Source organism: Halosimplex marinum, assembly GCF_051414075.1.
Taxonomy (GTDB): domain Archaea; phylum Halobacteriota; class Halobacteria; order Halobacteriales; family Haloarculaceae; genus Halosimplex; species Halosimplex marinum.
Genome location: NZ_JBLKNY010000003.1, coordinates 888,195 through 913,615 on the forward strand (window position 1 = coordinate 888,195; position 25,421 = coordinate 913,615).

The following is a 25,421-nucleotide window of genomic DNA, read 5'->3' on the forward strand; positions in this document are numbered from 1 at the left end:
GGGGCTACCGGGGCGGCGACGAAAAAGCGCGGGGGTCCGCGGTGTCGCGGCGGACCCGGGCGACGGCGGGGTCGCCGTCGCGAGTCACCGGTTCGACGCGCCGACGCGCTCGCGGCGGGCGGTCACTCCGGCGGTTCGAACTCGGTGTCGGTGCTGGCCTGGGTGAGCCCGGTCATGATGGTGCCGGTCGCGACGCTGGTGTTGCGGGCGTAGTCCAGCGCCTGCTGGTCCGCGCCGGGCCAGTCGAAGTCGCGGACGTTGCCCCAGACGCCGGACAGCGACTGTGCGAACACGAAGTCGGGGAGGTAGAAGTTGTAGTACTGCGCGCAGGTGCGGTACAGCTCCAGCACCCGTTCCTCGGAGTTGCCCGGCTGGCGGATCTCCTGGACGACCTCGAACATGTCGACCTCGCGGCCGTTCTCCAGGTCGGGGTCGATCCCGGCCTCGTCGGGCGCCTCGATGGAGCCGACCTCCTCGGGCAGCTCGACGTGGACGGGCTTGTTCTGGGTGTCGCGGTCGTCCTCCTCGGTGAGTCGGAAGACGCTGCTCGCGGTGGGACTGCCGCCCAGCAGGGCCTCGCCCCACCAGGCGCCGCGGTCGTTGTACTTGCCGAAGATCGTGTCGGTGTCCGACCAGAACAGCGACGTGTCGAAGTTCAGGCCGTCGCCCTCGGGGTTGAGGTTGTTCGACCACGTCGAGAATCCGGTCGTCGAGAGGTTGACGCCGAAGCCCCAGTTGGCGAGGTTCGCCCGGATGGTCTGGGAGCCCTGGACGTAGCTGTTGTTGCCCGACTGGGCCATCAGGTCGATCTGCGCGGTGTTCCCGTTGGGGTCGACCCACTGGCCGCCCTGCTTGCTGTAGCCCGCGTTGCGCATGTACTGGTTGGCGTTATCGAGGTTCTGCTCGCGCGAGTAGGTGTGCAGGCTGTCGAGGAACTCCTCGGAGAACGTCGACTCGTTCTCCGAGTCCATCAGGAACGTGTCGTAGGAGGTCGTGATGCCCGTCTCCTGGCCCCAGCCGTTGGCGACGACGGCGTTCCAGTCGACCGCCTCGACGAGCGCGCGGCGGACCCACAGCCGCTGGAGGTGCTCGTTGTGCCAGTTCATCAGCCACTGGGTCCCGAGCGTGGCGTTGAGCCACCGCGACAGCTCCTGTGCGTGGTCGGGGAGCATCTCGCGGCTGAAATCGGAGTTCGGCGTGACGGCGCCGCCGTTCATGTCGAGCGAGCCGTTCGACGCGAGCGTCTGCCGTCGGCTCGAGTCGGCCCAGTAGATCTCCAGCTTCTCGACGTTCGTGTGGCCGGCGTTGGGGTGGTCGTCGTCCTTGCGGAGGACCATCGACTCCGACCCCACGTCGTCCATGGACTCGAGGACGTACATCCCCGAGCCCCAGCCGTTCTCCTGGACCCGCTGGAGGGTGATGCGGTCGCTCCCCACGTCGTCGCTGACCTGCGAGACCTGGTCCGCGGAGCTGGCGTCCTCGTAGCGCTCGTGGTACGGCTCCGTGAAGTCGGGGTGCATCGGGTAGTTGAACAGGAGGCCGGTCGCCGTGTCCTCGAGGATGGGCCTGGCGACGGGGTTGGGTTCCTGTTCCGGCGTCTCGCCCTTGTCGTACCAGCCGTGGCGGACCCACTGCTCCTCGGCCTCCTCGTTGAACGTCTGCCCTTCGGTGAACGCGTTCCCGTTGAAGTACCACGCCACGTGGTTGTGCGTGACCAGCGTCGGCGCGTCGTAGGGGTCGCCGTTCCACCACGACGCCCGGTCGTCGTACGTCTGTCGCCAGTCGTAGGGCTCCTCGACCGACCAGTCCTCGATCCACGTCATCAGCTCGACCTCCTCGTGGTCGGGCTTGTGCGGCGTCGGCACCGTCGTCCCGCTGTAGCCGTTGTCGGGGATGTGGACGTTGTTGAGCCCGTTGAGCTCGAAGAGGAACCTGTCCCCGGTGGTGTTGTCCTGGGGGGTCCACGGGTTCGCGTCGAACACGTCCGGCGAGTTGTTGACCGCCACCCGGATCGTGTCGGTGACCGCCTGGCGGTCGGTGGCGGTCTCGCCGCCCTCGGACTCGGTCGGCGTACTCCCGCCGTCCCCACCGTCACCGCCGTCCCCGCCGTCCCCGGACTCGGTGTCGGCCGGACCGGAACCGCCCCCGCCGTCGGTCGGCGTGCCCCCGCCGCCGCTCGGGCACCCGGCCACGCCGGCCGCACTCAGGCCGGCGAGTATCTGCGCGTACTGTCGCCGTGACAGGTCCGAACCACTGCCAGTGTGATCGCGTGGCATACACCATTCGACCACCGTCGGATATATAACGATTTCCCACGTTATCGTAACAGATTTCGGCATTCTAAATCCGAACGCGCCAGTATACGGGGAAAAAGCGCTATCGAAGCTGAATCCGTTCGTACTTATATCACAGTTTCATCGTCGATACTGTTTGTCGATAGGGAACGCACGGCTATCGTCACCCGCGGCGGTTGCAGGAACCGGGGATTATTGCAGGTTCCGCGCGAGGACGGCGCTGCGGCCCGCCCGGCTCCCGGCGACGGAATCCCGCGGCGTGAGACGCTCCGCTGGGCCGTCCCCGGTGGTCCGGACACGGGTTCAACTCACCGGAACGGGAGGCGGGGTTTCCAACATGGATGGATCGTGAGGGGGCGTTCCAGAAGCGTATCAGCGCCTGAATGTCCGAAGTCGCGCTCGTTACGCCCTCTCGGCCCGGATCCAACATGAGTGGATCGTAGCGACGGGGACACTGAGTCGACAGGCGGACGGACACGCCCATGTCGGTGCGGGTGGAACCGGCGGCCATGGGAGCGACCGAGTTCGACTTCGCGGGCGAGACGGTTCTGGTCACCGGCGGCAGTTCCGGCATCGGTCGGGCGCTGGCGCTTTCGTTCGCCGACGCCGGCGCGGCGGTCGTCGTCGCCGACAGGCGGGAGGCGCCACGGGGCGACGACGCGGCTGTCCCGACCCACGAGGCGGTCGAGCGCGACGGCGGCCGCGCCGCGTTCGTCGAGACGGACGTGTCCGACCCGGCGCAGGTCCGGACGGCCGTCGAGGCGACACGCGAACTCGGCGGCGTCGACGTGATGGTCAACAACGCCGGCGTCCACCTGACCGAGTCGGTGCTCGACATCGACCCCGAGCAGTTCGACCGACTGCACGCCGTCAACGTCCGCGGCTGTCTGTTCGGCTGTCAGGCCGCCGCCCGCGACATGCGCGAGCGGGGCGTCGAGGGCTGTATCCTGAACATGTCCTCCATCTCGGCGACGATGGCCAAGCCCGAACAGATCGGCTACGAGTCGACCAAGGGCGCGATCCGGATGATCACCCGCAGCGCGGCGCTGGAACTGGCGCCCGACGTCAGGGTCAACGCGGTCGCGCCCGGGCGGACGGCCACCGAGTTCGGAGGCAGTTCGGCCGCCGAGAAGCGCCGCTCTGTCGAGACGGGCGACCTGCTGAAGCCGATCCCGATGGGGCGGGCCGGAACCGTCGACGACGTGACCGGCGCCGCTCTCTTCCTCGCCAGCGACGCCGCCGGCTACGTCACCGGCGAGACCGTCCACGTCGACGGCGGCTACCAGGTGGTCTGAGCGCCCCGGGGACGCCGCCGGTCGGCGGGCGCCGGATGGCCGGCGGGCGCTCCCGGCCGTGAGTCGTCGGCCGGCGCGGCTACGAGCCGTCCCCGGCGGGCGCGTCCTCGGGGCCGGTGACGCCGTCCAGATACGCGAAGAAGGCCTTCTTGCGGGGCGTGTTGGCGTCCCAGCGGACCGGCGGCGACTGGTAGCCGTGCCAGTAGTCGTTCCCGCCGGGGTCGAAGTAGCCCCACGAGGCGCCGGCCTCGACCGCCGCGTCGAGGTTCGACTCGGAGCCGAACGCGAAGTGGTCGTCCTCGTTGAAGACGACGGGCATCGGCTCGTAGGACGGACGCTCGCGGACCTCGGCGACCATCTCGCGGACCCGGTCGGGGTCGTCGACGCCGTTGCCGTGCAGGAGCGCGAAGTCCGAGTCCGCGACCACGTCGTCCGGCGGGACGACGCCGCCGCTGGTGCTCACGCCGACGGGGTATCGGAAGCCGTCGCGCTCGATCCCCTTCACGCGCTCGATCAGCTCCGTCACCCGCTCGACGTCGATGATGTCGTGGTCGTAGTTGATGTCGCACTCGTTTGCCACCTCGACCAGGACGTTCGTGTACTCCCGGTCGAGCAGCCACTCGACGGCCTCGTCCACGGCGCGTTTCACCGCCGCCTCGTCCTCGAGGACGCCGTCCTGACCGAAGTAGAACAGGCCGAGGATGACGACCAGGCCCAGGTCGTCGGCGCGGTCGAGGACGCGCTCGACGCGGGCCATCCACTCGGGCTTCAGCGAGCCGTCGGGCCGGAACGCCGAGACGGTCCAGGGCTGGGTCTCCGAGTACCCCTCCGGGCTGCCACACTGGAGGTTCGCGGCGACGGCCCGCAGGCCGTGGTCGCGGTAGTCGGGCAGCGCCGCGCAGAACTCGGCGACGTTGCGCTCGGGGTCCCACTCCCCGGTGTCGGGGTAGGCCCACTCGTCGCGCGTCTCGGGGTTGTCGTCGTCGAACCACGCGTGGACGAGGCGAGCGTTGAATAGCCGCCCCTCGATGGAGGTGCCTTCGTGGCTGCGCCCCTCGTAGGTCGGGCGGCCGTCGACCGTGAACCGCTCGCCGTCGATGCCGACGCGGGTCGCGCTGGATTCGCCGAACACGTCTCCCCTGTCACCAACCGCCCGTAAGACGGTTTCGGCCGTCCCGGTCCGCGGCTTCGACGGGACCCGGCTCGGCGCCCGACCGGGGACGGCCGCCGCGTTTACCCGTCTGCGGGCAGTCGGTGGCGACCATGAGCATCGCAGTCGGACTCGTCGGCGCGGGCGGCGTCGGCGAGACGCACGCCGAGAACCTGGTCGGATCGGAGCGGGCGTCGCTCGAGGCGGTCTGCGACCTCGACGGCGAGACGGCGCGCGCGGTGGCCGAGGCCGCCGACGCGCGCGCCTACACTGACACTGCCGAGCTGTTCGCGGACGCGGACCTCGACGCGGTGTACGTCGCGACGCCGCCGCGGACGCACGCGGACCTCGTCCGCGAGGCGACGGCCCGCGGGCTCGCGGTCTTCTGCGAGAAACCGCTGGCCGCGTCCGTCGAGGACGGGCGCGAGATCGTCCGCGCCGTCGACGAGTCCGGCGTCCCCTTCATGACGGGGTTTTGCCTCCGGTTCGCAGAGCCGTGCCTGCGGCTGCGCGACCTCGTCGCCGGCGGGGCCCTGGGGGAGCCGGTGACGCTGTTCAGCGCGCGGAGCGGCAGCGGCGTCCCGTCGGCGGGGAACTGGCGGGTCGACCCCGAGCAGGCCTGCGGCGTCACCGTCGAGTCGGCGTCGCACAACCTCGACCTGCTCCGGTGGCTCGGCGGCGAGGTCGCCCGCGCCGCCGGCGCGACGGCGAACGTGAGCCACCCCGAGATCGACGGGTTCGACGACAACGTGGTCGCGACGCTCACCTTCGAGTCCGGCGCCGTCGGCTGCGTCCGCAACAGTTGGACCTCGTCGGTCGAGACCCTCCGCCACGGCGTGATCGGCACCGAGGGCGCCGCCGTCCTCGAGGGCGACGGCTGGTGGCGCCACGACCGGCTCACGTACCGGACGGCCGGCGACCGCCACGCGACGACCGTCGCGTTCGACGACGGGACGGCGACCGACACCGGGTACCGCGGCGAGACGCGGGCCTTCCTCGACGCGGTGGCGGCCGACGCGGACCCGCCCGTCGACGCCCGCGACGGACTGCGCGCGCTCGAACTCTCCCACCAGATCCTGTCGGGGTAGGACCGCCCCGGCCCCGAATCGGCCCGGCCCTGAACCGGCCCGGTCCCGAACCGGCCCGTCAGTCCCCGTCGGCGCGTTCGGTCAGGTACGCCGGCGGGACGCGCTCGGTCGTGTACGTCGCCCGGCCGCGCCGGGTAATATCGTGGCCGTCGTCGGTCATCGCGGCCGCGTCGACGGCGAAGACGACCGGATCCGCGGCGTGGCGGGCGCCGACGCGGCGGGCTTCCTCGACGCTGCCCGACAGGTGGACCAGCTGGCGCGACATCGGCCTGAGCCCCTCGGCGCGGATCGCGTCGACGTTGCCGGGCGCGGTGCCGTGATACAGGGTGTCCGGGACCGGACCGTCGCCCGATTCGAGGTCCACGTCGACGGAGTGACCGTAGGCCGCCCGGACGCGGTCGTCCGACCCGTCCGGGTCGTCCGCCTGCGCGGCGTCGCCCGCCCGGGAGCCGCCGGTGCGCTCGAAGCGGCCGTTCGGGTCGGTGGCGACGACGGCCGCGACCCGCTCGCGGTCCGCCCAGTCGTACTGCCGCTCGGCCGCCGCGACCAGTTCCCCGAAGGCGGTCCAGCCCGCGTCGTCCAGCGCCAGGCCGGCGTCGTCGGGGAAGTGCCTGAGCGCCCCCGAGCAGAACTTCGAGAGCCGTCGGCGCCGCTCGCCGCCGAGGACCGCGCGGCCGGGGTCGTCGCAGACCGGGCAGGTCTCGCCCTCGAAGTAGCCGTGGTCGTCGCAGGCGCGCACGTCGCTCATCGGGAACGCGTTCGTCGGCCGACGGGAAAACACGCTCGCAGCGGCGACCCGAACCGCCGGACCAGACGAGGCCGGACGTGACAGGCGGTGACACGTCGCGGAGGCGAACACGACCGCACGGTTTTTCCCTCGGATGCTACTAGGTGACTTCGCAATGGGCTTCGGGAGCTACGACGAATCCGAACAGGAGAACCAGAGCGACGACGCGGACTACGACGAGGAGGACGCCGTCAACGTCCACGAACACGACCACGAGGGGGAGGTCTCCGTCGAGGGCGCCGACTCCGCCGACGAACTGGTCGACCGCCTGCAGGACATGAAGTAGCGCGCGGCGAACGACTCGATCCCCGCGACCGGACCGCGTCCGACCGCACGCGCGACCCCGCCGCGCCCGCTCAGTGGGCGGGCGCGTAGGCGTCCGAGAGGGCGTTCAACACGACGACGCCGGCGACGACGAGCGCCATCCCGGCGACCCCGGCCGCGTCGATGTTTTCTTCGAAGACCGCGACGCCGACCAGCGCCGTCGCCACGATGCCGACGCCGGCCCACGTCGCGTAGACCAGCCCGACCGGCAGTTCCTCCAGCGTCAGCCCGAGCAGGTAGAACGAGCCGACGTAGCCGACGACCACGACGGCGGTCGCCAGTGGCTCGGAGAACCCGTCGCTGGCCTTCAGCGCGGTCGTCCCCGTCACCTCCGCGGCGATGGCGAGCGCGAGCGTCAGGTACGGATGCACGACCGGGCGGTCGCCGGCCGCCGGAAAGTCGCTTGTCGAACCCGTCGCCACTTCCCGTCAGTTTCCGAGCACTTTTGACGGGGGCGCGCCCACCGCCGGGTATGTCGGAGCTGGGGGAGCTGGGGCTGTCGAGCTACGAGGAGAAGGTCTACCGGGCGCTGCTGTCGCTCGGGTCGGCGACGGCGGGGGAGGTCTCCGAGGCCAGCGGCGTCCCGATGGGGCGGATCTACGACGTGTTGAACGGGCTGGACGCTCGCGACATCGTCCGCAGCCAGTCGACGGAACCGACGCGGTACGCGGCGGTCGACCCGGAGCGGGCGGTCGACCGCCTGCTCGCGGAGCGCCGGCGGGAACTCGACGCGAGGGCCGAGCGCTACGAGTCGATCGCCGAGGGGATCGGCCCGGAGCTGGCGGCGACGAAACCGGCCGAGAGCCGCTTCTGGACGGCGCCGCTGGGCAGCGACGCGGCTGTCTCGCTGGAGCGGGACCTGTTCGCGACCGCCGGCGACACCGTCCGGTCGGCCATGAGCGACCCCTACGCCGCGGCGCCGTGGGAGCGCTACGAGCCGGAGGTCGACCCCTTCTACGAGGTGGTCGACGCAGGGGTCGACGTGCGGATGCTCGGCCACGCGGCGATGCTCGACGGGGCGCCCTCCGAGGCCGTCGAGCGGGCGGCCGACGCGCCCGCGAACGTCGCCGTGCGCGTGACGACGGACCTGGAGACGACCTTCGACGTGGTCGACGGCAACGAGGTGACCTTCCACGTCCCCCACCCGCTGGCGGCCGGCGAGCGCCTCGGGGTGATCCACGTGCGCGACGAGTCGATGGCCGGGCGGCTGGTCGAGGCCTTCGACCGCGCCTGGGAAGCGGCGACGCCGCTGTCGGCTGTGATCGAGGGGGAGGCCCCCGCCGGGGAGTGAACCCGGCGCCGCCGCCCCCACGGCGCCGACCCGGCGGACGCCGCCCCCACCTACTTGTCGCTGGCTCGGCTAGATCGGGGTGATGTCGGTCCCGGACGAGGTCGACCTCTCGGGCGACCGCAAGCGCCTCTACCGGTTCGTCGAGCGCCACGGGCCGGTCGAGCCCAGCGCGGTCGCCGAGCGGGTCGGCGTCGACCCCGAGTCCTTCCAGCACCACCTCTCGATCCTCAAGCGCGACGACCTGCTCGCGGAGGACCCCGACGGCCGCCTGCGTCCCCGCGTCCAGTCCGGCGAGGCCGAGGAGTTCGAGGAAGCGGGCGTCGCCTACACGGTCCGGCCGGCCCGCCCGGCCGACTTCTCGGGCGTCGTCGGCGTCATCCGCGAGGTGACGGAGGCGGGGACCTACGTCACCGCCGAGACGGTCGCCGAGGAGTTGACCTACGACGAGACGCTCTTCCGGCGGACCCCGACGGAGTGTCGCGTCGTCTTCGTCGCGACGGTCGCCGAGGAGGTCGTCGGCTGGGCGCACGTCCGCGGGCAGGAACAGGCCAAGCTCCGCGGCACCGCCGAGCTCACCGTCGGCGTCCTGGCGGGGTACCGCCGCCACGGCATCGGCAGCCACCTCCTCCAGCGCGGCGTCGCGTGGGCCGGTTCCCGCGGCTGCCGGAAGGTGTACAACGGCCTCCCCGCGACGAACGACGACGCCGTCGACTTCCTCGAACGCAACGGCTGGCGGATCGAGGCCGTCCGCGAGGACCACTACGAGATCGACGGCGAACTGGTCGACGAGGTGATGCTCGCCCGCCGGCTCGACGAGCGGTGAGCGAGGACCCGACCGCCGGCGGGGTTCACAGCGGCACAGCGCGGAATCCCTTTAGGGGTGGGAGCAAGCGCGTAAGCTCCGTGGAACAACCCACCGACATTGGCAGGCCCACTCCCCAACGCTGACACAGAATATATAAACAACCCGTTCGCACGTGAGGGTCTGATGGAGGTCAAACGCACCGTTCCCGTCAAGCTTGACGTGCCCGAGGAGCGGCGTGACGACCTCCACCAGACCATCCAGCAGTTCAACACCGCCGCCAACTACACCATCGCCCACGGTAGAGACGACGATGGCGACCTGATCCTCAACAAGTCCACCATCCACGACGAAGTATACCATGACCTGCGCGACGAAACCGACCTCCCCGCCAACCTCGTGGTACGCGCCTACTCGAAAGCCATCGAAGCGATCAAAAGCACCGTCGCCGAGTGGGAGAAAGCCAACAGCCGCCCGCTCCCATCCTTCGATGAACCTTCTGCCGTCTATGACAAACGCACCCTGACGATCAAGAACGAATACGCGACACTTTCAACGGTCAACGGGCGCGTTGAAGCCGAGTTCGTGCTTGGTGAGTACCAGCGGTCGTACCTCGAAGACGACGATTACGAGAAACGGATGGGAACGCTCCACTACCGTCCCGACGAGGATGCGTTCTCCCTCCATGTCGTCATTCAGAAAGAGGTCGACCAGCGGGACGGCGACCGGGTGCTTGGTGTGGATTTGAACCTGAAGAACGTCGCCGTGACCAGCACGGGACGATTCTTCGATGGCGGTGATCTGCTGTGGGGGCAGAACCACTACTTCCGCGTGAGGCGAAGCCTTCAGGACAAAGGCACCCGTTCCGCTCGGCAGGCGTTGCGGCGACTGTCGGGACGGGAAAACCGCTTCGTCCTGAACCGCCTGCACAATATCTCTCGCGGAGTAGTGGAGGAAGCCCTGCGTTACGACTGTTCGTACATCGTCGTCGAAGACCTGACCTACATCCGCGAGCGAATGGACGCTCACGATGACCGACTGAAACGACAGATGCACAACTGGGCGTTCCGCGAACTGCAAGAGCAAATCGAATACAAGGCCGCCGAGTACGGGATTCGCGTCGAGTCGGTCAACCCTGCTTTTTCCTCGCAGACCTGCTCGAAGTGCGGCCACCAGTCCAGCACGAACCGCGACACAGAGACAGGCTGGTTTGCGTGCAACGACTGCGGGTACGAGGTGGACGGCGATTACAACGCGGCGAAAAACGTTGGTCTTCGGTTGTTAGCTTTACCATCGGGCAAACGCCCCGATGGGTTGGGCAACGGTCAGCTTGCCCTGAAGTCGGGGACGTTGAACGTAAGCGACGTGTCCAACGTCCACTCCAGCTTGGAGTTTGAACGGGAGTCCACCGACAAGCCCACCGCTTCAGCGGTGGGTAGCTGACTCGTCCCAGTCGTCGCTGGACCACTCGGCCCCGTCGTCGGCGTCGGCGCGCTCGCCCGCCCGCGGGAGGACGCGCGACAGGACCACGTACTCGACGAGCGCGAGCGACAGGGCGACCGCGACCGGGAGGAGCGGCGTCTCGAAGACGAACAGGAGCGCGAGCGCGACGACGCCGGCCCCCGACAGCGCGTAGCCCGCGGCGCCGGGGTGGAAGCTCCGGGCGAGGTTCGGGTGGGCGTCACGCGCGTACTCGGGGTCGCCCCGCCGGATCGTGTAGGGAACCGTCAGGAAGATGCCGGCGCCGGAGAGCGCGCCGACGAGGACGCCGACCGCGATCCGGTCGAACAGCAGGACGGTCACGTAGGCGAGCATCCCGAAGGTCACGACCGCGGCGACCCCGCCGACCGCGGCGGGGCCGACGGGCCCGTCGTCCGCCATTGCGTCCGACATATGCGGGCCGTCGCGCCGCTCGGGAATAAACAGCGGGGCCGCCGGCGGTCGCCGGCGGTCGGGCCACCGACCGGCCCTCACCCCGTCCGGAAGGAGAGATCGAGCGTCGGCGCGGAGTGGGTCAGACTCCCCATCGAGACCACGTCGACGCCGGTCGCGGCGTAGTCGGGGACCGTCTCGACGGTGATACCACCCGACGCCTCCGCGAGCACCTCCCGACTCAGGTCGGCGGCAGCCTCGCGGAGCAGTTCGGCCGCCCGCTCGGTCGTCCCGGGGTCCATGTTGTCCAGCAGGACGATGTCCGCCCCGGCCTCGGCCGCGCGGGGGGCGTCCGCCGGGTCCTCGACCTCGACCTCGACCTTCGTGGCGAACGACGCCCGCTCGCGGAAGTGCTCGACCGCGCGTTCGAGGCCCATCTCCGCGACGTGGTTGTCCTTGACCATCACCATGTGCGAGAGGTCGAGGCGGTGGGTGTCGCCGCCGCCGGCCACCACGGCTCGCTTCTCGACGCCCCGGAGGCCGGGCGTGGTCTTGCGGGTGGCGGCGACGCACACGTCCTCGCCGTCCGGCGCTCCCGCCCGGGCCGCCTCGACGGCCTCGCGGGTCTTCGTCGCCACGCCGGAGGCGTGGCCGGCGATGTTGACGGCAACACGCTCGCCGCGCAGTACCTCGCGGGCCGGCCCCTCGACTTCGAGGACGGCCTCGCCGGCGTCGGTCCGGTCGCCCGCGGCCGCGCCGTCGACGACCTCGACGCCGAGGTACTCGAAGACGGCGCGGGCGGCCTCCAGGCCGGCGACGACGCCGCTCTCCGTGGCGACCAGCCGGCCGGTCGTCTCGCCGGGGACCTGATTCGTCACGTCGTGGTGGCCCACGTCCTCGCGCAGCCACCCCTCTATCTTCGAATCGGGGATCATTTCGGGTCGAACGCCCCGTTCAGTCGGCCCCCGGTGTCGCGGGCTCCTCGACGAGGTTGTGCGTTCCCACGGATTCGTCGTTCTCGGCGGCGGCGCGGGTCACGAGCAGCGCCGTCACCGAGGCGTGGCGGAGTTCGTACAGCGACCGCGCCGTGCGCGTGCGGACGTACGCGTCGACCTCGCCCTTGAGCCGCCGGAGCACCGCCTGGGCGCGCCCGAGGTCGTCGGGGTCCCGTTGCAGGCCGACGTACTCGTCCATCACGCGGCGCAGGCGGTGGAACTTCTCGCGGGCGAAGTTGTCCGGGAGCGCGGGGTCGCGGTCCAGCAGTTCCGGCGCCTCGACGACCGCCGGGTCGTAGGCGGCGGCGTCCTCGCCCGCGCGGAGGCCCCAGACGAGCCCCTCCAGCAGGGAGGTCGAGGCCAGGCGGTTGGCGCCGTGGACGCCCGTCCGGGAGCACTCGCCGACGGCGTAGAGCCGGTCCAGCGAGGCCCGGCCCCGGGTGTCCACGTCGACGCCGCCACAGAGGAAGTGCTCGGCGGGGCCGACGGGGATGCCGGACTCCCAGTCGACGCCGCGCTCCTCGCACTTCTCGGCGAGGTCGGGGAACTCCCCCGCGAAGTCGAGCGGGGACACGTCGAGGCGGACCTCGCCGGTGGCCTCGCGCTCTTTCTGGACGGCGCGGGCGACCACGTCCCGGGGCGCGAGTTCGGCGTCCTCGTGGTAGTCGGGCATGAACCGCTCGCCCTCGCCGTCGACCAGGCGGGCGCCCTCGCCCCGGACGGCCTCGCTGACGAGGAAGGGGCCGTCACCCTCCTCGTCACTGCCGGGATAGACCGTCGGGTGGAACTGCACGTACTCCATGTCCTCCACGTCGGCGCCCGCGAGCGCGGCCATGGCGATGCCGTCGCCCGTGGACCCGTCCGGGTTGGTCGACCGGGAGTAGAGGTCCCCGATGCCGCCCGTCGCCAGCACCGTCGCGCCCGCGAACGTCGGCGTGACATCGCCGTCGCGCTCCAGCAACGCGCCGTGGACGCGGCCCTCGTGGCTGACGAGTTCGAGCGCCGCGGTGTCGTCCAGGATCGTCACGCCGTCGCGCTCGTCCAGATAGTTCAGGAAGGGGACGTGGATCGCCTTGCCCGTCGAGGCGTCGACGTGGAGGATCCGCGGCTCGTCGTGGGCGGCCTCGCGGCCGAAATCGAACTCGTCGTCGGCCCTGTCGCCGGTGCGCTCGCCCGTGGTATCGAACTCGACGCCGAGCGTGTCGACCAGCACGTCCCGGACGGCGTCGTTGGCCTCCTCGACGAGCACGTCGACGGCCCCCGGATCGGCCGTGTCGGCGCTGGCGGTCAGGATGTCCTCCTTGAACTGGTCGGGGTCGTCACGGGAGACGGCGATGCCGCCCTGTGCCCACCAGGAAGACGCCCCTTCCGGCCGGGTGGCCTTCGTCGCCACGGTCACGTCGGCGCCCTCGCGGGCCGCGCCCAGGGCCGCGGCCAGCCCCGCGATCCCCGACCCGACCACGAGCACGTCCGTCGTCCGGTAGTCGTCGTAGTCCTCTAATTCTGTCCCGCTCATGGTCAGATCTCCAGCATCCGGTCGAGCGCGACCTGCGCGAGCTCCTTCTCCTCCGGGGCGACCTCGATGACGTTGCGCTCGCGGCCCTCGACCAGTTCTTCGAGGACCCACGTCAGGTAGTTGGGGTCGATCTGTCGCATCGCGTTGCAGTCCATGCAGGCGTCGCCACAGAGGGGTAGCACCTCCACCTCGGGGTGCCAGCGGTCGAGGTGCTTGGCGAGGTGGATCTCCGTGCCGATGGCCCACGCGTCGCCGGGGTCGGCCTCGGCGACCGTCTCGCAGATGGTCGAGGTGGAGCCGACCACGTCGGCCGCCTCGACGACCTCGCGGCGACACTCGGGGTGGACGACCACGTTCGCGCCGGGCCGTCGCTCGCGGAGGTCCTCGATGTGAGACTCGCGGAAGCGCTCGTGGACCTGGCAGTAGCCGTCCCAGAGGACGATGTCGTTTGCGACGACTTCCTCGGCCTCTTTGCCCTCCGGGTCCCACGGGTCCCACTCGGCGATCTCGTCTTCCATTCCTAACCTGTGGGCCGTGTTCTCCCCGAGGTGCTTGTCGGGGAGGAAGAGGACCTTGTCGCCCTTCTCGAAGGCGTACTCGAAGGCCCTATGGGCGTTCGAGGAGGTGCAGACCAGGCCGCCCTGCTCGGCGCAGAAGGCCTTGAGGTCGGCGTAGCTGTTCATGTAGGTGATCGGGATGATCTCCTCGTCGGGCGCCGCACCCGTGATCTCGGCCCACGCGGCGTCGACCTGAAGCGCCTCGGCCATCCCGGCCATCGGGCAGGAGGCCTCCATGCTCGGGAGGATGACGCTCTGGGAGTCGTCGGTGATGATGTCGGCCGACTCGGCCATGAACGTCACGCCGCCGAAGATCACGTACTCGGCGTCGGCGTTCGCCGCTTCCTTGCTGAGCTGGTAGGAGTCGCCGACGAAGTCGGCGTGCTCGACGATCTCCCGGCGCTGGTAGTTGTGGCCGAGGATGACCACGTCGTCGCCGAGTTCGTCCAGGGCGGCCTCGATGCGTTCGCTCCGCTCGGCCTCCTCTAAGTCGCGGTAGGCCGGCGGCAACTGTTCCAGGTTGTCGTACTTGAAGAGGCTCAGGTCGGTCTCGAACTGAGCAGTTTCCATCTCGGGCATGGTGGTCAGTTGGTTGCCGGTGCTATCGACCACCGTATTGAAAAAGTTTTGTCTTCAACACCCCAGACCGGTGACTCGCTCGGTTGGGACGAGTCGTCCGACGGGCGTATCGAGAACGATATCCGGGATTGTCGATTCGTGGTGTATGGTATCGCGAAACACACCGGAAAATGCGGACGGGCCGCCCGGAGCGTGCAGGTTGCCACACCGGACACCAGCGAGTGAGACGGAGGAATTATGCACGGGCGGCCCGGCGTTGGGACCAGTGAAACGCCGTCAGGCGCTGAAGGGCCTCGGCGCGGTCGGTAGCCTCGGGTTCGTCGGGTGTTCGTCCCCGCTCGGTTCCGGCGGGGTCGTCCTCGGGTGGATCACCGTGGTCAACCTGTCGACCACGCCGACGACCGTCCGGCTCGCGGTCGAGGCCGACGACACGCTCCTCGACCGCCGGATCTCGCTCGGTCCCGTCGACGGCGACGACGGGCGGGCCCGGACGACCATCGCACCGACGTGGACGGAGAGCCGGCCCGAGTACAGCGTCTGGGCGCTGTACCTCGACGAGGACGGCGAACGGGCGTCCGACTCCTGGGAGTACACGTTCACGCGCGAGGACTACGAGCGGTACTACGGGGACGAGACCGCGGACCCGGGGTGTATCGGCGCCGTCGTGACGGTCGGGGACACCTCGGGTTCGGAGTACCCGCCGATCGGGATCAGCCCGACCCGCGTGGCCGACCCCTGTGAGGCCTCGGCGTCCGAGTGACCGCCTACACGACCTGTTCGCCGTCGTCGTCGTAGACTTCGATGGCGTCGACGGGGCAGGCCCGTGCGGCGAACTTCGCGTCTAATTCTGCGCCGTCGGGCACCTCGCGGACGAAGATATCGTCCTCGCGCTCCTCGCCGTCGACGAGGACGGCCTTCCCGGCGTCGCTGTCGCGCTCGAACCCCTCCCACTCTGCCACGCACTGGAACATCCCGATGCAGGTGTCGCGGTCGTACTCGATTCGCATACCGGCGGTTCGGACCCGGCCGCCAAGAGGGTGGCGTCCGGCGGCGACCCGACCGCTTCCGCTCGGGGTTCCGGCGGACACGCCCGATTTTCAGGGGGAGACGGACGCCGTCGACTCGAAGAGGAGCCACTCGCCGGCGTACCAGAGCCCGAGCGCGGGGTCACCGCTGTCGGTGTTGGTTCCGTCGTCGACGGCGAGTTCCCACCAGTTCGTGCCCGACCGCTCGCTGAGGTCCTCCCCGAGCATCTGGAAGTACGCACGGCCGGGCTGGGGCCGCACCTGGCCGTCCTCGCCGAGGAGCAACCGGGTCCCGCCGTCGGTCTCGAAGACGACCCCGGGGTCGGAGGGTCGCACGATGAGCGTCGAACCGCTCCCGTACTCGACCAGTCGCAACTCGCCGCCCCGGAGGTCGAGCCCGACCGAGCCCTCGGCGTCGGCGGCCGTCGCCGCGTGGTCGGCGGCCAGGTCCGAGACCACCGTCACCCCCGGGCCCTCGACCGCGTGCTGGGACCGGTCCGGGTCGGCGTCCCAGATGCGGCCGTACACCGTCAGCGACGGCTGGTCGGTGGCGTTGCGGACGCCCACGGCCCCCTCGTGCCAGCTCGTCTGGACCGCGCCGTAGAGGTCGCTGAGCAACAGCCCGTCGCCGGTCCCGGTGTGGAGGAAGCCCACCCTGTTGCCGGTCAGCTCCAGGTCGAACCGGACGGAGTTGATCCAGCCGCCGTTCCGGACGTCGGCCCGGACCCCGCGCTCGAAGTGGGCCACCGTCCCCGCGAACCGACAGCCCATCGTGATCCCCGCGTCGGCGACGGACTCGAACGCCGCGCCGTCCGAGACCAGCTCGATCCCGTTGCCCCCGACATCGTCGACGTTTCCGAGGACGTGCCCCTCGAAGGTCGCGGCGGTGTCCCGGCCGTCGCCGGCGTTGTACTTGCCGTGGGTCGACCGCGTCACGTCGAGGGCGACCGCGCTACTCGAGTAGTTGTCCGCTGTCACGTCGATGCGACCGTCGACCACCGTCGACCCGGTGTCCAGGAAGAGTCCGTCGTGGTCGCCGGTGATCTCGACGACCGCGCGGTTGCAGTCCAGCGTGACGCCCGGTTTGACGCGGACCGGCGCGTCCCCGTCGTACGTGCGACCCGCCTGGAGACGGACGACCCCGCCGCCCGCGCCGTCGGCCGCCTCGTCGATCGTCGCCTGGATCTCCCCCGGTTCGGCGTACAGGACCCGCCCCTCGTCCAGGGCTCGCCCCTCCGTTGGCCCGGACTCCTCGTCCGCGTCCGGTTCGGAGGTCTGTGACGGGGTCGATCCCCCGGTCGGCGCCGCGTCCGTCCCCTCCGCGGTCGGTTCCGTCCCGGTCGGAGCCCCGTCGCCTCCCAGGTCGTTACATCCCCCGAGCGCCGCGAGTCCACCCATCATCGCGGTGACGTACTCCCGGCGCCGCAGTCGCTCGAACACCATCTCCCGACCGTTCCGTCCCCGGAACTAATAGTTTTTTGACAGAGTCGGCGACCCGCTCCGGTCGTGACCTCGATCCCGGCCGGACGAGGTGCTTCGAGAGCGCGGAGCTCGCTCAAGCGGTCGGTATAAACGCCTGGAGCGGCTACTCGGGCGTATGTCAGAGCACGAGGACGCGATTCCGGACTCCGACGAGGAGTGGCGCGAGCGGCTGACCGAGGAGGAGTACAAGATCCTGCGCGAGCGGGGGACGGAACCGAAGTTCAGCGGCGAGTACCTCGACGTGGACGAGGAGGGGGAGTTCACCTGCGCCGGCTGCGGGACGGAGCTGTTCTCGACGGACCAGCAGTTCGACTCCGGGCACGGCTGGCCGAGCTTCTTCGACGTGGTCGAGGAGGGCAACGTCGAGACGAAACTGGACACCAGCCACGGGATGCGCCGGACCGAGGTCGTCTGTGCGACCTGCGGCGGCCACCTCGGCCACGTCTTCGACGACGGGCCCGACCCGACCGGCAAGCGCTACTGCATCAACTCGGCCGCGCTGGACTTCGAGGGCGACGAGTAGCGACCCGAGCGGCCGCCCGGGCGCGACTGCGGCCGACGACCGCCCCGCGGACTATCATTTCGATCGAAGCGGGGGGAAGCCTTTTTGAACTGCTGCGCGCTTGGACGGGTGTGAGTTCAGAACACGCGGACGACCCGGGGGGCGAGGAGGGGTCCGGCGACCGGACGGTGTCGGTCCTCGGCACCGAGGTCGTCGTCGAGGAGGCGTTCGTCTCGTTCCCCTGGCGGGCGGGGATGGCGCGGGCGCCCGGCGCTTTCTTCGCGGTCTTCGTGCTGACGGCCGCGGCGGCGGCGGTCGGCGGCTTCGGCTCCGGGTCGCTCCAGCGGCGGTTCGCGCTGCTCGGCATCGTCGTCTTCAACGCCCACAACATCCCCGCGACGACCGGCGCCGTGCCGGGGTTGCTCGCCCCGGTGGCCGACCCGGTCGTCGCGCTCCCGGGTATCGGCCGACTCCTCCGCGGCCTGTTCACGTTCGGGACCGGCCACGCGGACCCGCTCTCCCACGTCGGCGGGATCGTGAGCGGGCAGACGGCCGAGATCGGCCACCTCAACCTCATCGCCCAGCAGGGCGAGACGGACGTGCCGGCGGTCGTCTACTACCTGCTGGCGCCGGTCGCGCTGGTCGGCGCCGGCTACGAGTTCGCCGACAGCTACTGGGCGGAGACGACCACGGAGTCGTTCGTCGAGGTGGCGCGGTTCGGCCTCGCCATCGCCGCCGGCTACGTCGTCGTCCTGCTGGTCGGGTCGGTGCTGTTCACCGCGGTGCTGGTCAGCGGGCTGGCGGGCGAGGTGACGATCCTCCCCGACCGATACCTTGCCGTCGTCTACGGGTTCGCCTACCCGACGGTCTTCGCGACGCTGGGGGCCTGGATCGTCTACCGGGACAGGACGTGAGAAGCTACGCGTAGCTCTTGTCGAGGTACTCGACGATCTTCTCCGATTCGGCCATGGTGACCCCGCGGTCGTCGTCGACGAGGACGGGGACGCCGCGCTGGCCGGAGACCTCCTTGACCTCGTTGCGCTCGGAGTGGAGCGCGTCGACCCACACCGTCTCGTAGTCCAGGTCCAGTTCGTCCATCCGGTCGGCGACCTTCTCGCAGTACGGACACCCGTCGAGCTGGTAGAGCGTGAACGCCATACCGGGAGTTCGGAAGCGACCGGCAAGTGCGTTGCGCCTACCGGTCGAACTCGATGCCGTGGAACACGGTTCCACGAGCCCTCGGTCACTCGCTCCCGAGGACGCCGGCGAACTCGAAGCGGGCGCCCCGCGAGGCGCCGTCGGTCGGCGTCCGCGCGTCGGTCAGCCGGACGCTCCAGCCGTGCGCGTCGGCGATCTTCCGGACGATCGCCAGGCCCATCCCGGTGTTGCCGTCGGCCTTGTTCGTGGAGTAGCCGGCGTCGAACACCCGCTCGCGGTCGGCCGGGGCGACGCCCGGCCCGTCGTCGGCCACGAAGAACCCGTCCGTCGTCGCGCCGACGGTGACCGTCCCGCCCCCGCCGTGGTCCAGCGAGTTCCCGAAGAGGTTCTCCAGCAACTGCGCGAGGAGGCTGGCGTCCGCGAGGACCGTCACGTCGTCGCGCACCTCCAGCGACGCGTCGCCCGTCTCGACGTGCGACCAGGCCTCGCGCGCGACCGTCCCGAGCCGGACGCGTTCGGTGTCGACGCTGTCTGACCCCCGCGCGAGGACGACCGCGTCGTCGACGATGGCGTTCATCCGCTCCAGGGCGGACAGTATCGACGCCGCCCCGTCTGCGACCGCCGCGGCGTCGGCGCCGGGGTCTTCGACCAGCTGGTCGGCCCGCCCCATCGCGACGTTCAGCGGGTTGCGCAGGTCGTGGCTGAGGACGCTCGCGACCGTCGACAGCGTCTCGTTGTTGGCCTCGACGCGGAGTTCGCCCTCCTTGCGGTCGGTGATGTCGACGTGCATGACCAGCGCGTGGGCCTCGTCGTGCTCCGGGAGCGCTATCGCGCGCATCAGGAACCACCGCCGCTCGTCCGGCGAGTGACAGGGGTACTCCAGCGTGACCTCCGGGCGCTCGCCCGCGAGCACCGACCGGATACCCGCGGCCGCCTCGCTCGCCGTCTCGTCGTCGGCGGCGTCACAGACCGCGAGGTAGTTCTCGCCGACCATGTCGGGGTCGCCCTGGAGGTCGTTGTCCAGCCCGAACTGGCGCCAGGCGCGGTTGGTCGTCCGGATGACGCCGTCGGCGTCGACCACCGCGACCTGCGCCGGGAGCGCGTCGAACGCGGCGGCGACGAGGTCGCTCCCCTCGCCGGCCGACCGCGCGTCGTTCCCCTCTCCGTCCGCCATTACGACCGGACGGACGTGTTCGGCGGATAAAAACCCGCGCACGGTGGACTACGGACCCGTACGGCGGGTCCGCCGCGGCCCGGCCGGCCTACTCGTTCATCAGGCCGTCTTCCTCGACGCGCATGACCGCCTCGCCGTCGGGGAGGTTCGGCGCGTCGACGAGCTTGACGATGCGCTTGTCGCCCTTGGACTTGCGGAGGTAGATGCGGAACGTGGAGGTGTGGCCCAGGATGTTGCCACCGATGGGCTGGGTCGGGTCCCCGAAGAAGGAGTCGGGGTTGGAGGCGACCTGGTTGGTGACGACGACGGCGGTGTTGTGGAGGTCGCCGACGCGCATCAGGTCGTGGAGGTGCTTGTTGAGCTTCTGCTGGCGCTCGGCCAGCTCGCCGCGGCCGACGTACTCGGCGCGGAAGTGGGCGGTCAGCGAGTCGACGCAGAGCAGCCGGATGGGGAACTCGTCGTCCTGGGTCTCGCTGGCCAGCTCCTGAGCCTGCTCGGCCAGCAGGATCTGGTGGTTGGAGTTGAACGCCTTCGCGACGTGGATGTTGTCGAGCATCGTCTCGACGAGCTCGTCGAGCATCGCCTCGTCGGTGGCGTCGGCGTCCTCCTCGTCCTCGACGAGGCCGTGGAGGACCATCGCGTCCTCGAGGACCTCGTCGTCGTGGCCCTTGACCATCTGGTCGATCCGCTCGGGGCGGAACGTGTCCTCGCTGTCGATGAACATCGCCGACCCCTCCAGGCCGCCGTGCTCGCGGGGGAGCTGGACGTTGACGGACAGCTGGTGGGTGACCTGGGACTTGCCGGCGCCGAACTCGCCGTACACCTCGGAGATCGACTGGGTCTCGATGCCCCCGCCCAGCAGGTCGTCGACCTCGTCGACGCCCCAGGTGAGCTTGCCGATCTGCTCGCGCCGTTCGAGGACGGCCGCGCCCGTCTCGAAGCCGCCGATGTCGGCGGCCTCCCGCGCGGCGTTGATGATGTCCGCCGCGCTGGACTCGCCGATGTCCGCCGTGTTCGACAGCTCGCCCGGCGAGGCGACCGCGATGCCCTGGTAGCCGTCGAACCCGTTCTCCCGTAGCTTCTCGGCCGTCGCCGGACCCACGCCCGGCAGCTCTTCGAGGTCTTCTGTCGCCATACCCAGCGGTTGCGCCGCCCCTCATATAAACCCTCGTTAACACCAAAGTGAAAGTGAAACCGCGGGCCGGGTCGGCGCTCGGATCGGACCGTTCCGAAGGTTGATACGTCAGGGGGCGGTCGCGGCGCGGACGCCCGCCGCGCTCAGCCGCGGGCGCCGAGGTAGACCACGCCGAGGACGCCGAGGAAGTAGACGGCGGTGAGCCACGACTCGGTGACCGAGAGGACCCGGTGGCCCTGGTGGCCGACGACGACCAGCGCCAGCGCGACGGCGGCCAGCGCCGGGCGAGCCAGCAGGCCGGCGACGAACGCCCGCAGGTTCCAGACGACGCTCCCGGCGAACCGGCGTGCCCTCTCGCCGGCGGGTCGGTTCCCGTCGGGGTTGTCGGCCGGCTCGAACCCCGCGAACGTCTCGCGGTCGACGGTTGCGACCTCGCCGGTATTGACCCGGTAGCCGTCGGCGTCGCCGACCCGCAGGAGCGTGACCGTCCCCTCGTCGACGCCGACGACGCGGTAGACGCCCGGTTCGACGGGCGAGCGGTCCGCCGCTTCGCTCGTCGGGCGCACGTGGTCGTAGACCGCGACTCCGGGCGCGCTCATTCCCAGGGGTGGTTTCCGGGCCGGTCCGGCCAGAGGGGGTACCAGTACTCCTTGTCCGGTTCGACGGTCAGCTCGCCGTCGAGTACGCTCTGGAGTTTGATCTCGGTCTGGTTGTGCCTGTCGTGGTCGCCCTCCGGCGCGAAGGGGTAGTACTTCCCCCGGCGGAACGAGTAGACCCAGTAGGCCACCCGGTCGTCCTTCTCGAAGGCGAAGACGGCCGCGAGCAACCGGGAGCCGTAGCCTCGCTCGATGAACTCGTCGGCGGCGAAGTGGATGCTCGTCACCAGGTCCTCGGGGTCGTCGTCCTCCAGGACGACCCACTCGTAGCCGTGGTCGTCGGTGGTGAACCTGGCTTCGGTGCCGGTCTCGACCTCGCCGGCTTCGAGGATGGCCTCGACGTTCTCGACGGCGTCCTCGAAGTCCGTGCTGTCGACCTCGGCGAAGCAGAGGGCGGCCGCCCCCGCCGGCGCGAACCCCAGGTCGGCCTCCATCGTCATGTAGGCCGTGCTCATCCCGAACAGGTCCTCCGGGTCGGCGTCCCGGGTCGCGTCGGCCTCCGCCTTCATCCCCAGCGCGGACTTCAGGCCGTCCAGCAGTCCCATGCCCGTGTATTCGGCCGAGCGCCTAAAAGTCGCTTCCCTCCGGCGGTCGCTCGTTGCCGCCGATCCGGCGGTTGCCCCGCCGGTTCGTCGGGCGCGACCGGCCTACTCGTCCCACGGCGCGCCCTCGAAGTCGATCTCCCGGTGACCCCGGTCCAGTTCGGCGATCCGGTCCAGGTCCCCGTCGTCCAGATCCACGTCGTAGGCGCCCCAGTTGTCGCGGATGTGGTCGGCGCCCGTGGCCTTCGGTATCGCCGCGACGTTGTCCAGCGACAGGAACCACGCCAGCGTCACCTGCGGGACGGTCGCGTCGTGTTTCTCCGCGATGTCCTGGAGCACGGGATCGTCCAGCACCTCCGTCCGCGCCAGCGGCGAGTAGGCGACGACGGTGTGGCCGTGCTCGCGCGCGTATTCCCGCAGTTCCGCCTGCTGGAGGTACGGGTGCATCTCCACCTGGTTCGCGAAGATCGGGGCGTCCAGCACTTCCCTCGCCTCGTCGAGATGGCGCGGTTCGAAGTTCGAGACGCCGACGTTGCGGATCGCCCCCTCGTCGTACAGTTGCTGGAACGCCGAGAGCGTCCCCTCGGGGTCGTAGGCCTCCGTCGGCCAGTGGACGTACAGCAGGTCGAGGTAGTCGACGCCCAGCCGCTCCAGGCTCTCCTCGGCGGTGGCGAGCACGTCGTCATGGGCGAGGTTCGCGGTGTCGACCTTCGTGGCGAGGAAGACCTCCTCGCGCGGTACGTCGGCCTCCGCGATCCCGCGACCGACCGCTTCCTCGTTCTCGTAGGCCTGCGCGGTGTCGATGCTCCGGTACCCGAGTTCCAGCGCGGTCCGCACGCTCTCGGCGCACTGCTCGGGGTCGGTGTTCTGCCAGGTGCCCAGTCCGAGCCGGTGCAGGTCGAGTTCACTCATGGTATCCGTGTCTTGGCTCGCGCGCCCCTAACGGCTTGGGAAGCGGTCGCTCTTTCCCGATGTGCTCGCCGGTTCGGACCAGACGGGCAGTCGTCGACGCCCGACTCATACGGATTATTGCAAGCGTGTACCGGGTCGACTGCACGACTGCGTGCGGTCGATCCCGGAATGACTTGCAATAATCCGTATCACTCCTCCAGCTCGGCGGCCAGCTCACGGAGTTTCCGGATCCGCTTGTGGGTCGGCGGGTGGGTCGCGGGCAGTCCGAGCGAGGGCGACGGCACGATACAGAAGGCGTTGAACCCGGCCATCGAGCGCATGTCCTCCTCGGGCGGCTCCGGCAGGCCGTGCAGTTCGGCCAGCGCTTCCGCGAGCGCGACCGGCTTGCCCGTGATGGCCACGGCGCCGCGGTCGGCGGCGTACTCGCGGTAGCGCGAGAGGACGAGCGTCCCCGGGAGGCTCACCAGCAGGAGCGGGAGGCTCAGCAGTGCCAGGAACACCGCGGCGCCGAAATAGCCCAGCACGATGGCCCAGCCGTTCATCCCCTCCAGCGCCGTCGAGAGCATCGCCAGCGCGACCGTCGCGGGGAACCCCGCCACGGTCAGCACCGACGAGTCGCCGTTCTTGACGTGGGCGAGTTCGTGGGCCAGCACCGCTTCCAGTTGCTCGTCGTCGAGTTCCTTCAGCAGCCCGAGCGTCACGCAGACGACGGTGCGGTTCCCCGTGCCCGCGGACATCGCGTTCGGCTCGTCGCTGGGGACCACGGCGACGGCCGGCCGCGGTACGTCGGCCTGCCGGGAGAGCCGCTCGACGGCGTCGAACAGTTCGGGGTGGTCCTCGCGCTCGATCGCGACGGCCTTCGTCGCGAGGTATGCCAGCCGGTCGGCCTCCAGCACGAGCCCCCCGAGGACCGCCAGGAGGACGCCGCAGACGACGAGCGCACCGGCGGGCGGGAGGACCCAGACCACCGGGCCGAGCAGGGCGGCGTAGCCGAGGAGGGCCAGCCCCAGGGCGAGGACCATCCGGCGGGTCAGGCGGCTGTCGGTCTGCCACTCCATACGGGACGTTCACTCTCGCTGACTTATGAGTCTTCGGTCGGCACGGGAGGCCAGGGCGGGGCCTTACGCCGTCTCCATCTCGCCGGCCAGATCCTGCAGGCGCTCGACGCGGCGCTCGGTGGTCGGGTGCGTGCGGAAGAGGTTCGCGATGACGCCGGAGTCGATGGGGACGATGAAGAAGGCGTTCATCTCCGACTGCTCGCGCAGGTCCTCCTTCGGCACGCGGTCCATCCGGCTGTCGATGGTCATCAGCGCGGAGGCCAGCGCGGCGGGCTTGCCGGTGATGGCGGCGCCGCCGCGGTCGGCGGCGTACTCGCGGTAGCGCGAGAGCGCGCGGATGAGCAGGAACGAGACGATCCAGACCACCAGCGAGGCGACGACGGCGACGATGATGCCGCCGCCTCCGCCCTGGCGGTCGCGGCCGCCGCCGCCGAACAGGAAGCCCCACCGGAGGATGAACATCGCGATGGTCGCCAGGAACGACGCGATGGTCATCACCGCCACGTCGCGGTTCTTGACGTGTGCGAGTTCGTGGGCCATCACGCCCTCCAGTTCCTCCTGGTCGAGCGTCTCCAGGAGCCCCGTGGTCACCGCCACGGTCGCCGACTTCTGTGAGCGCCCCGTCGCGAAGGCGTTGGGCGTCCGCGTGTCCGCGACGGCCACGGTCGGTTTCGGCAGGTCGGCCTGCTGGGAGAGCCGGCCGACCATCCGGTGTAGCTCGGGGTACTCCTCCTCGGAGACCTCGCGGGCGCCCATGCTCCGCAGCGCCAGCTTGTCGCTGAAGAAGAACTGCGCGATCAGGAAGACGCTCATGAACCCGACGATGAGTACGAACGACTGGTTCGTCCACAGCAACACCCCGAGGAAGGCGATGTACAGGGCTGCCAGGAGGAACATCGTGAAGAACATCCGCCCGCGGAGACCCCAGTCGGTTTTCCACTCCATAGCGAAAATAGGGGCCGGCCGCCATATCAATCACTCGTGTCACTCGCCGGCACGCCGACTCGTCGGCGGGGCCCGTCGGAGTCTCCTCGGCACCGTTCAGTACAGGCGGTAGCTGTTGCGGTGAGCGGTTGCGGTGCGGTCGGCGCGCGCTGTCGCGCGCGTTCATGCGCGCGACCGTAGTCGCGCGAGGGAGGAGCGACGGCAGGAGCGAATCGGCTGGGGAGGGTCGTGGCTGTCTGCGGTCGCAGTGCGGGCTGGTCGCGGTGCGGTTGCGGTCCTGGT

27 protein-coding genes are annotated in these 25,421 nt (G+C 70.2%); 9 read left to right on the forward strand and 18 right to left on the reverse strand.

Features of this window, described 5'->3' with window-relative positions:
• Positions 1 to 122 precede the first annotated feature (122 nt).
• On the reverse strand, positions 123 to 2,276 hold the full coding sequence (locus ACMGFI_RS05435) for a periplasmic substrate-binding domain-containing protein (protein ID WP_436907965.1): 2,154 nt from the start codon (positions 2,274 to 2,276) through the stop codon (positions 123 to 125).
• Between the two features lie 527 nt (positions 2,277 to 2,803).
• Between ACMGFI_RS05435 and ACMGFI_RS05440 the strand changes: the two genes are divergently transcribed.
• Positions 2,804 to 3,589, forward strand: coding sequence for an SDR family NAD(P)-dependent oxidoreductase (locus tag ACMGFI_RS05440; protein ID WP_436907968.1), 786 nt, complete (start codon positions 2,804 to 2,806; stop codon positions 3,587 to 3,589).
• A 79-nt stretch (positions 3,590 to 3,668) separates the two neighbouring features.
• On the opposite strand, the gene ACMGFI_RS05445 is transcribed toward ACMGFI_RS05440, so the two are convergent.
• The gene (locus ACMGFI_RS05445) at positions 3,669 to 4,721 is read right to left on the reverse strand and encodes a hypothetical protein (RefSeq protein ID WP_436907969.1); all 1,053 of its coding nucleotides are present in this window, start codon (positions 4,719 to 4,721) and stop codon (positions 3,669 to 3,671) included.
• Positions 4,722 to 4,852: 131 nt separating this feature from the next.
• Here ACMGFI_RS05445 and ACMGFI_RS05450 point away from each other — a divergent pair, with 131 nt between their 5' ends.
• Positions 4,853 to 5,827: a Gfo/Idh/MocA family protein gene (locus ACMGFI_RS05450; RefSeq protein ID WP_436907971.1), complete on the forward strand. Its 975-nt coding sequence runs from the start codon at positions 4,853 to 4,855 to the stop codon at positions 5,825 to 5,827.
• A 58-nt stretch (positions 5,828 to 5,885) separates the two neighbouring features.
• Here the strand turns inward: ACMGFI_RS05450 and ACMGFI_RS05455 are convergent, their stop codons facing one another.
• The gene (locus ACMGFI_RS05455) at positions 5,886 to 6,575 is read right to left on the reverse strand and encodes an RNA 2'-phosphotransferase (protein ID WP_436907973.1); all 690 of its coding nucleotides are present in this window, start codon (positions 6,573 to 6,575) and stop codon (positions 5,886 to 5,888) included.
• A gap of 154 nt (positions 6,576 to 6,729) precedes the next feature.
• Between ACMGFI_RS05455 and ACMGFI_RS05460 the strand changes: the two genes are divergently transcribed.
• Complete coding sequence (locus tag ACMGFI_RS05460) at positions 6,730 to 6,900, forward strand: DUF5786 family protein (RefSeq protein ID WP_436907975.1); 171 nt, start codon at positions 6,730 to 6,732, stop codon at positions 6,898 to 6,900.
• Positions 6,901 to 6,970: 70 nt separating this feature from the next.
• Here the strand turns inward: ACMGFI_RS05460 and ACMGFI_RS05465 are convergent, their stop codons facing one another.
• Entirely contained in the window at positions 6,971 to 7,309 is a 339-nt protein-coding gene (locus ACMGFI_RS05465; RefSeq protein WP_436907977.1) for a DMT family transporter, read from the reverse strand.
• Between the two features lie 101 nt (positions 7,310 to 7,410).
• Between ACMGFI_RS05465 and ACMGFI_RS05470 the strand changes: the two genes are divergently transcribed.
• From ACMGFI_RS05470 to ACMGFI_RS05480, 3 genes are all read left to right on the forward strand, one after another.
• Positions 7,411 to 8,229 carry a TrmB family transcriptional regulator gene (locus ACMGFI_RS05470; protein ID WP_436907978.1) on the forward strand — a complete coding sequence of 273 codons (819 nt, stop codon included), beginning with the start codon at positions 7,411 to 7,413 and terminating at the stop codon, positions 8,227 to 8,229.
• A gap of 82 nt (positions 8,230 to 8,311) precedes the next feature.
• Positions 8,312 to 9,052: a GNAT family N-acetyltransferase gene (locus ACMGFI_RS05475; protein ID WP_436907979.1), complete on the forward strand. Its 741-nt coding sequence runs from the start codon at positions 8,312 to 8,314 to the stop codon at positions 9,050 to 9,052.
• Positions 9,053 to 9,217: 165 nt separating this feature from the next.
• Positions 9,218 to 10,474: an RNA-guided endonuclease InsQ/TnpB family protein gene (locus tag ACMGFI_RS05480; RefSeq protein ID WP_436907980.1), complete on the forward strand. Its 1,257-nt coding sequence runs from the start codon at positions 9,218 to 9,220 to the stop codon at positions 10,472 to 10,474.
• On the opposite strand, the gene ACMGFI_RS05485 is transcribed toward ACMGFI_RS05480, so the two are convergent.
• The 4 genes from ACMGFI_RS05485 to nadA all read right to left on the reverse strand — a co-directional run bounded on the left by ACMGFI_RS05485 (position 10,457) and on the right by nadA (position 14,550).
• Positions 10,457 to 10,924 (reverse strand): hypothetical protein, encoded by a 468-nt coding sequence (locus tag ACMGFI_RS05485; RefSeq protein WP_436907982.1) that lies wholly within the window; start codon positions 10,922 to 10,924, stop codon positions 10,457 to 10,459. The two genes, ACMGFI_RS05480 and ACMGFI_RS05485, sit on opposite strands and share 18 nt — an antisense overlap.
• Before the next feature lie 77 nt (positions 10,925 to 11,001).
• Positions 11,002 to 11,838 (reverse strand): carboxylating nicotinate-nucleotide diphosphorylase, encoded by an 837-nt coding sequence (gene nadC, locus ACMGFI_RS05490; RefSeq protein WP_436907983.1) that lies wholly within the window; start codon positions 11,836 to 11,838, stop codon positions 11,002 to 11,004.
• 19 nt (positions 11,839 to 11,857) lie between these two features.
• The gene (locus ACMGFI_RS05495) at positions 11,858 to 13,414 is read right to left on the reverse strand and encodes an L-aspartate oxidase (protein ID WP_436907985.1); all 1,557 of its coding nucleotides are present in this window, start codon (positions 13,412 to 13,414) and stop codon (positions 11,858 to 11,860) included.
• 2 nt (positions 13,415 to 13,416) lie between these two features.
• Positions 13,417 to 14,550, reverse strand: a complete 1,134-nt coding sequence (gene nadA, locus ACMGFI_RS05500) for a quinolinate synthase NadA (RefSeq protein ID WP_436908842.1) — start codon at positions 14,548 to 14,550, stop codon at positions 13,417 to 13,419.
• Positions 14,551 to 14,815: 265 nt separating this feature from the next.
• Between nadA and ACMGFI_RS05505 the strand changes: the two genes are divergently transcribed.
• Positions 14,816 to 15,310, forward strand: a complete 495-nt coding sequence (locus tag ACMGFI_RS05505; RefSeq protein ID WP_436907987.1) for a hypothetical protein — start codon at positions 14,816 to 14,818, stop codon at positions 15,308 to 15,310.
• A gap of 4 nt (positions 15,311 to 15,314) precedes the next feature.
• Here ACMGFI_RS05505 and ACMGFI_RS05510 read toward each other — a convergent pair whose 3' ends face one another.
• Together ACMGFI_RS05510 and ACMGFI_RS05515 are read right to left on the reverse strand one after the other, a co-directional pair.
• On the reverse strand, positions 15,315 to 15,557 hold the full coding sequence (locus ACMGFI_RS05510) for a ferredoxin (RefSeq protein WP_436907989.1): 243 nt from the start codon (positions 15,555 to 15,557) through the stop codon (positions 15,315 to 15,317).
• 90 nt (positions 15,558 to 15,647) lie between these two features.
• Positions 15,648 to 17,018 (reverse strand): hypothetical protein, encoded by a 1,371-nt coding sequence (locus tag ACMGFI_RS05515; protein WP_436907990.1) that lies wholly within the window; start codon positions 17,016 to 17,018, stop codon positions 15,648 to 15,650.
• A gap of 154 nt (positions 17,019 to 17,172) precedes the next feature.
• Here ACMGFI_RS05515 and msrB point away from each other — a divergent pair, with 154 nt between their 5' ends.
• Positions 17,173 to 17,580: a peptide-methionine (R)-S-oxide reductase MsrB gene (msrB, locus tag ACMGFI_RS05520; RefSeq protein ID WP_436907992.1), complete on the forward strand. Its 408-nt coding sequence runs from the start codon at positions 17,173 to 17,175 to the stop codon at positions 17,578 to 17,580.
• 110 nt (positions 17,581 to 17,690) lie between these two features.
• A complete protein-coding gene (locus ACMGFI_RS05525) occupies positions 17,691 to 18,473 on the forward strand; it encodes a DUF7978 family protein (protein ID WP_436907993.1) in 783 nt (260 codons plus the stop codon).
• Between the two features lie 4 nt (positions 18,474 to 18,477).
• On the opposite strand, the gene ACMGFI_RS05530 is transcribed toward ACMGFI_RS05525, so the two are convergent.
• The 8 genes from ACMGFI_RS05530 to htpX form a co-directional block, all read right to left on the reverse strand.
• Positions 18,478 to 18,717 (reverse strand): glutaredoxin family protein, encoded by a 240-nt coding sequence (locus tag ACMGFI_RS05530; protein WP_436907994.1) that lies wholly within the window; start codon positions 18,715 to 18,717, stop codon positions 18,478 to 18,480.
• Between the two features lie 85 nt (positions 18,718 to 18,802).
• Positions 18,803 to 19,891, reverse strand: coding sequence for a sensor histidine kinase (locus ACMGFI_RS05535; RefSeq protein WP_436907996.1), 1,089 nt, complete (start codon positions 19,889 to 19,891; stop codon positions 18,803 to 18,805).
• A gap of 88 nt (positions 19,892 to 19,979) precedes the next feature.
• The gene (gene radA, locus ACMGFI_RS05540) at positions 19,980 to 21,026 is read right to left on the reverse strand and encodes a DNA repair and recombination protein RadA (RefSeq protein WP_436907998.1); all 1,047 of its coding nucleotides are present in this window, start codon (positions 21,024 to 21,026) and stop codon (positions 19,980 to 19,982) included.
• Between the two features lie 143 nt (positions 21,027 to 21,169).
• A complete protein-coding gene (locus ACMGFI_RS05545) occupies positions 21,170 to 21,625 on the reverse strand; it encodes a hypothetical protein (protein WP_436908000.1) in 456 nt (151 codons plus the stop codon).
• Entirely contained in the window at positions 21,622 to 22,227 is a 606-nt protein-coding gene (gene pspAB, locus ACMGFI_RS05550; RefSeq protein ID WP_436908002.1) for a PspA-associated protein PspAB, read from the reverse strand. Before pspAB ends, ACMGFI_RS05545 begins: the two co-directional genes overlap by 4 nt.
• Before the next feature lie 102 nt (positions 22,228 to 22,329).
• Positions 22,330 to 23,136, reverse strand: a complete 807-nt coding sequence (locus ACMGFI_RS05555; protein ID WP_436908003.1) for an aldo/keto reductase — start codon at positions 23,134 to 23,136, stop codon at positions 22,330 to 22,332.
• Positions 23,137 to 23,324: 188 nt separating this feature from the next.
• On the reverse strand, positions 23,325 to 24,194 hold the full coding sequence (locus tag ACMGFI_RS05560) for a M48 family metalloprotease (RefSeq protein WP_436908005.1): 870 nt from the start codon (positions 24,192 to 24,194) through the stop codon (positions 23,325 to 23,327).
• A 63-nt stretch (positions 24,195 to 24,257) separates the two neighbouring features.
• On the reverse strand, positions 24,258 to 25,139 hold the full coding sequence (gene htpX / locus ACMGFI_RS05565) for a zinc metalloprotease HtpX (RefSeq protein ID WP_436908007.1): 882 nt from the start codon (positions 25,137 to 25,139) through the stop codon (positions 24,258 to 24,260).
• Between the last annotated feature and the right edge of the window lie 282 nt (positions 25,140 to 25,421).

What these genes read in the sequence shown, in the direction of transcription:
- ACMGFI_RS05435 (WP_436907965.1), bottom strand. Translation starts at nt 2,276, where the DNA reads ATGCCACGCGATCACACTGGCAGTGGTTCGGACCTGTCACGGCGACAG.
- ACMGFI_RS05440 (WP_436907968.1), top strand. Translation starts at nt 2,804, where the DNA reads ATGGGAGCGACCGAGTTCGACTTCGCGGGCGAGACGGTTCTGGTCACC.
- ACMGFI_RS05450 (WP_436907971.1), top strand. Translation starts at nt 4,853, where the DNA reads ATGAGCATCGCAGTCGGACTCGTCGGCGCGGGCGGCGTCGGCGAGACG.
- ACMGFI_RS05455 (WP_436907973.1), bottom strand. Translation starts at nt 6,575, where the DNA reads ATGAGCGACGTGCGCGCCTGCGACGACCACGGCTACTTCGAGGGCGAG.
- ACMGFI_RS05460 (WP_436907975.1), top strand. Translation starts at nt 6,730, where the DNA reads ATGGGCTTCGGGAGCTACGACGAATCCGAACAGGAGAACCAGAGCGAC.
- ACMGFI_RS05470 (WP_436907978.1), top strand. Translation starts at nt 7,411, where the DNA reads ATGTCGGAGCTGGGGGAGCTGGGGCTGTCGAGCTACGAGGAGAAGGTC.
- ACMGFI_RS05475 (WP_436907979.1), top strand. Translation starts at nt 8,312, where the DNA reads ATGTCGGTCCCGGACGAGGTCGACCTCTCGGGCGACCGCAAGCGCCTC.
- ACMGFI_RS05480 (WP_436907980.1), top strand. Translation starts at nt 9,218, where the DNA reads ATGGAGGTCAAACGCACCGTTCCCGTCAAGCTTGACGTGCCCGAGGAG.
- ACMGFI_RS05485 (WP_436907982.1), bottom strand. Translation starts at nt 10,924, where the DNA reads ATGTCGGACGCAATGGCGGACGACGGGCCCGTCGGCCCCGCCGCGGTC.
- nadC (WP_436907983.1), bottom strand. Translation starts at nt 11,838, where the DNA reads ATGATCCCCGATTCGAAGATAGAGGGGTGGCTGCGCGAGGACGTGGGC.
- ACMGFI_RS05495 (WP_436907985.1), bottom strand. Translation starts at nt 13,414, where the DNA reads ATGAGCGGGACAGAATTAGAGGACTACGACGACTACCGGACGACGGAC.
- nadA (WP_436908842.1), bottom strand. Translation starts at nt 14,550, where the DNA reads ATGCCCGAGATGGAAACTGCTCAGTTCGAGACCGACCTGAGCCTCTTC.
- ACMGFI_RS05510 (WP_436907989.1), bottom strand. Translation starts at nt 15,557, where the DNA reads ATGCGAATCGAGTACGACCGCGACACCTGCATCGGGATGTTCCAGTGC.
- ACMGFI_RS05515 (WP_436907990.1), bottom strand. Translation starts at nt 17,018, where the DNA reads ATGGTGTTCGAGCGACTGCGGCGCCGGGAGTACGTCACCGCGATGATG.
- msrB (WP_436907992.1), top strand. Translation starts at nt 17,173, where the DNA reads ATGTCAGAGCACGAGGACGCGATTCCGGACTCCGACGAGGAGTGGCGC.
- ACMGFI_RS05530 (WP_436907994.1), bottom strand. Translation starts at nt 18,717, where the DNA reads ATGGCGTTCACGCTCTACCAGCTCGACGGGTGTCCGTACTGCGAGAAG.
- ACMGFI_RS05535 (WP_436907996.1), bottom strand. Translation starts at nt 19,891, where the DNA reads ATGGCGGACGGAGAGGGGAACGACGCGCGGTCGGCCGGCGAGGGGAGC.
- radA (WP_436907998.1), bottom strand. Translation starts at nt 21,026, where the DNA reads ATGGCGACAGAAGACCTCGAAGAGCTGCCGGGCGTGGGTCCGGCGACG.
- ACMGFI_RS05545 (WP_436908000.1), bottom strand. Translation starts at nt 21,625, where the DNA reads ATGAGCGCGCCCGGAGTCGCGGTCTACGACCACGTGCGCCCGACGAGC.
- pspAB (WP_436908002.1), bottom strand. Translation starts at nt 22,227, where the DNA reads ATGGGACTGCTGGACGGCCTGAAGTCCGCGCTGGGGATGAAGGCGGAG.
- ACMGFI_RS05555 (WP_436908003.1), bottom strand. Translation starts at nt 23,136, where the DNA reads ATGAGTGAACTCGACCTGCACCGGCTCGGACTGGGCACCTGGCAGAAC.
- ACMGFI_RS05560 (WP_436908005.1), bottom strand. Translation starts at nt 24,194, where the DNA reads ATGGAGTGGCAGACCGACAGCCGCCTGACCCGCCGGATGGTCCTCGCC.
- htpX (WP_436908007.1), bottom strand. Translation starts at nt 25,139, where the DNA reads ATGGAGTGGAAAACCGACTGGGGTCTCCGCGGGCGGATGTTCTTCACG.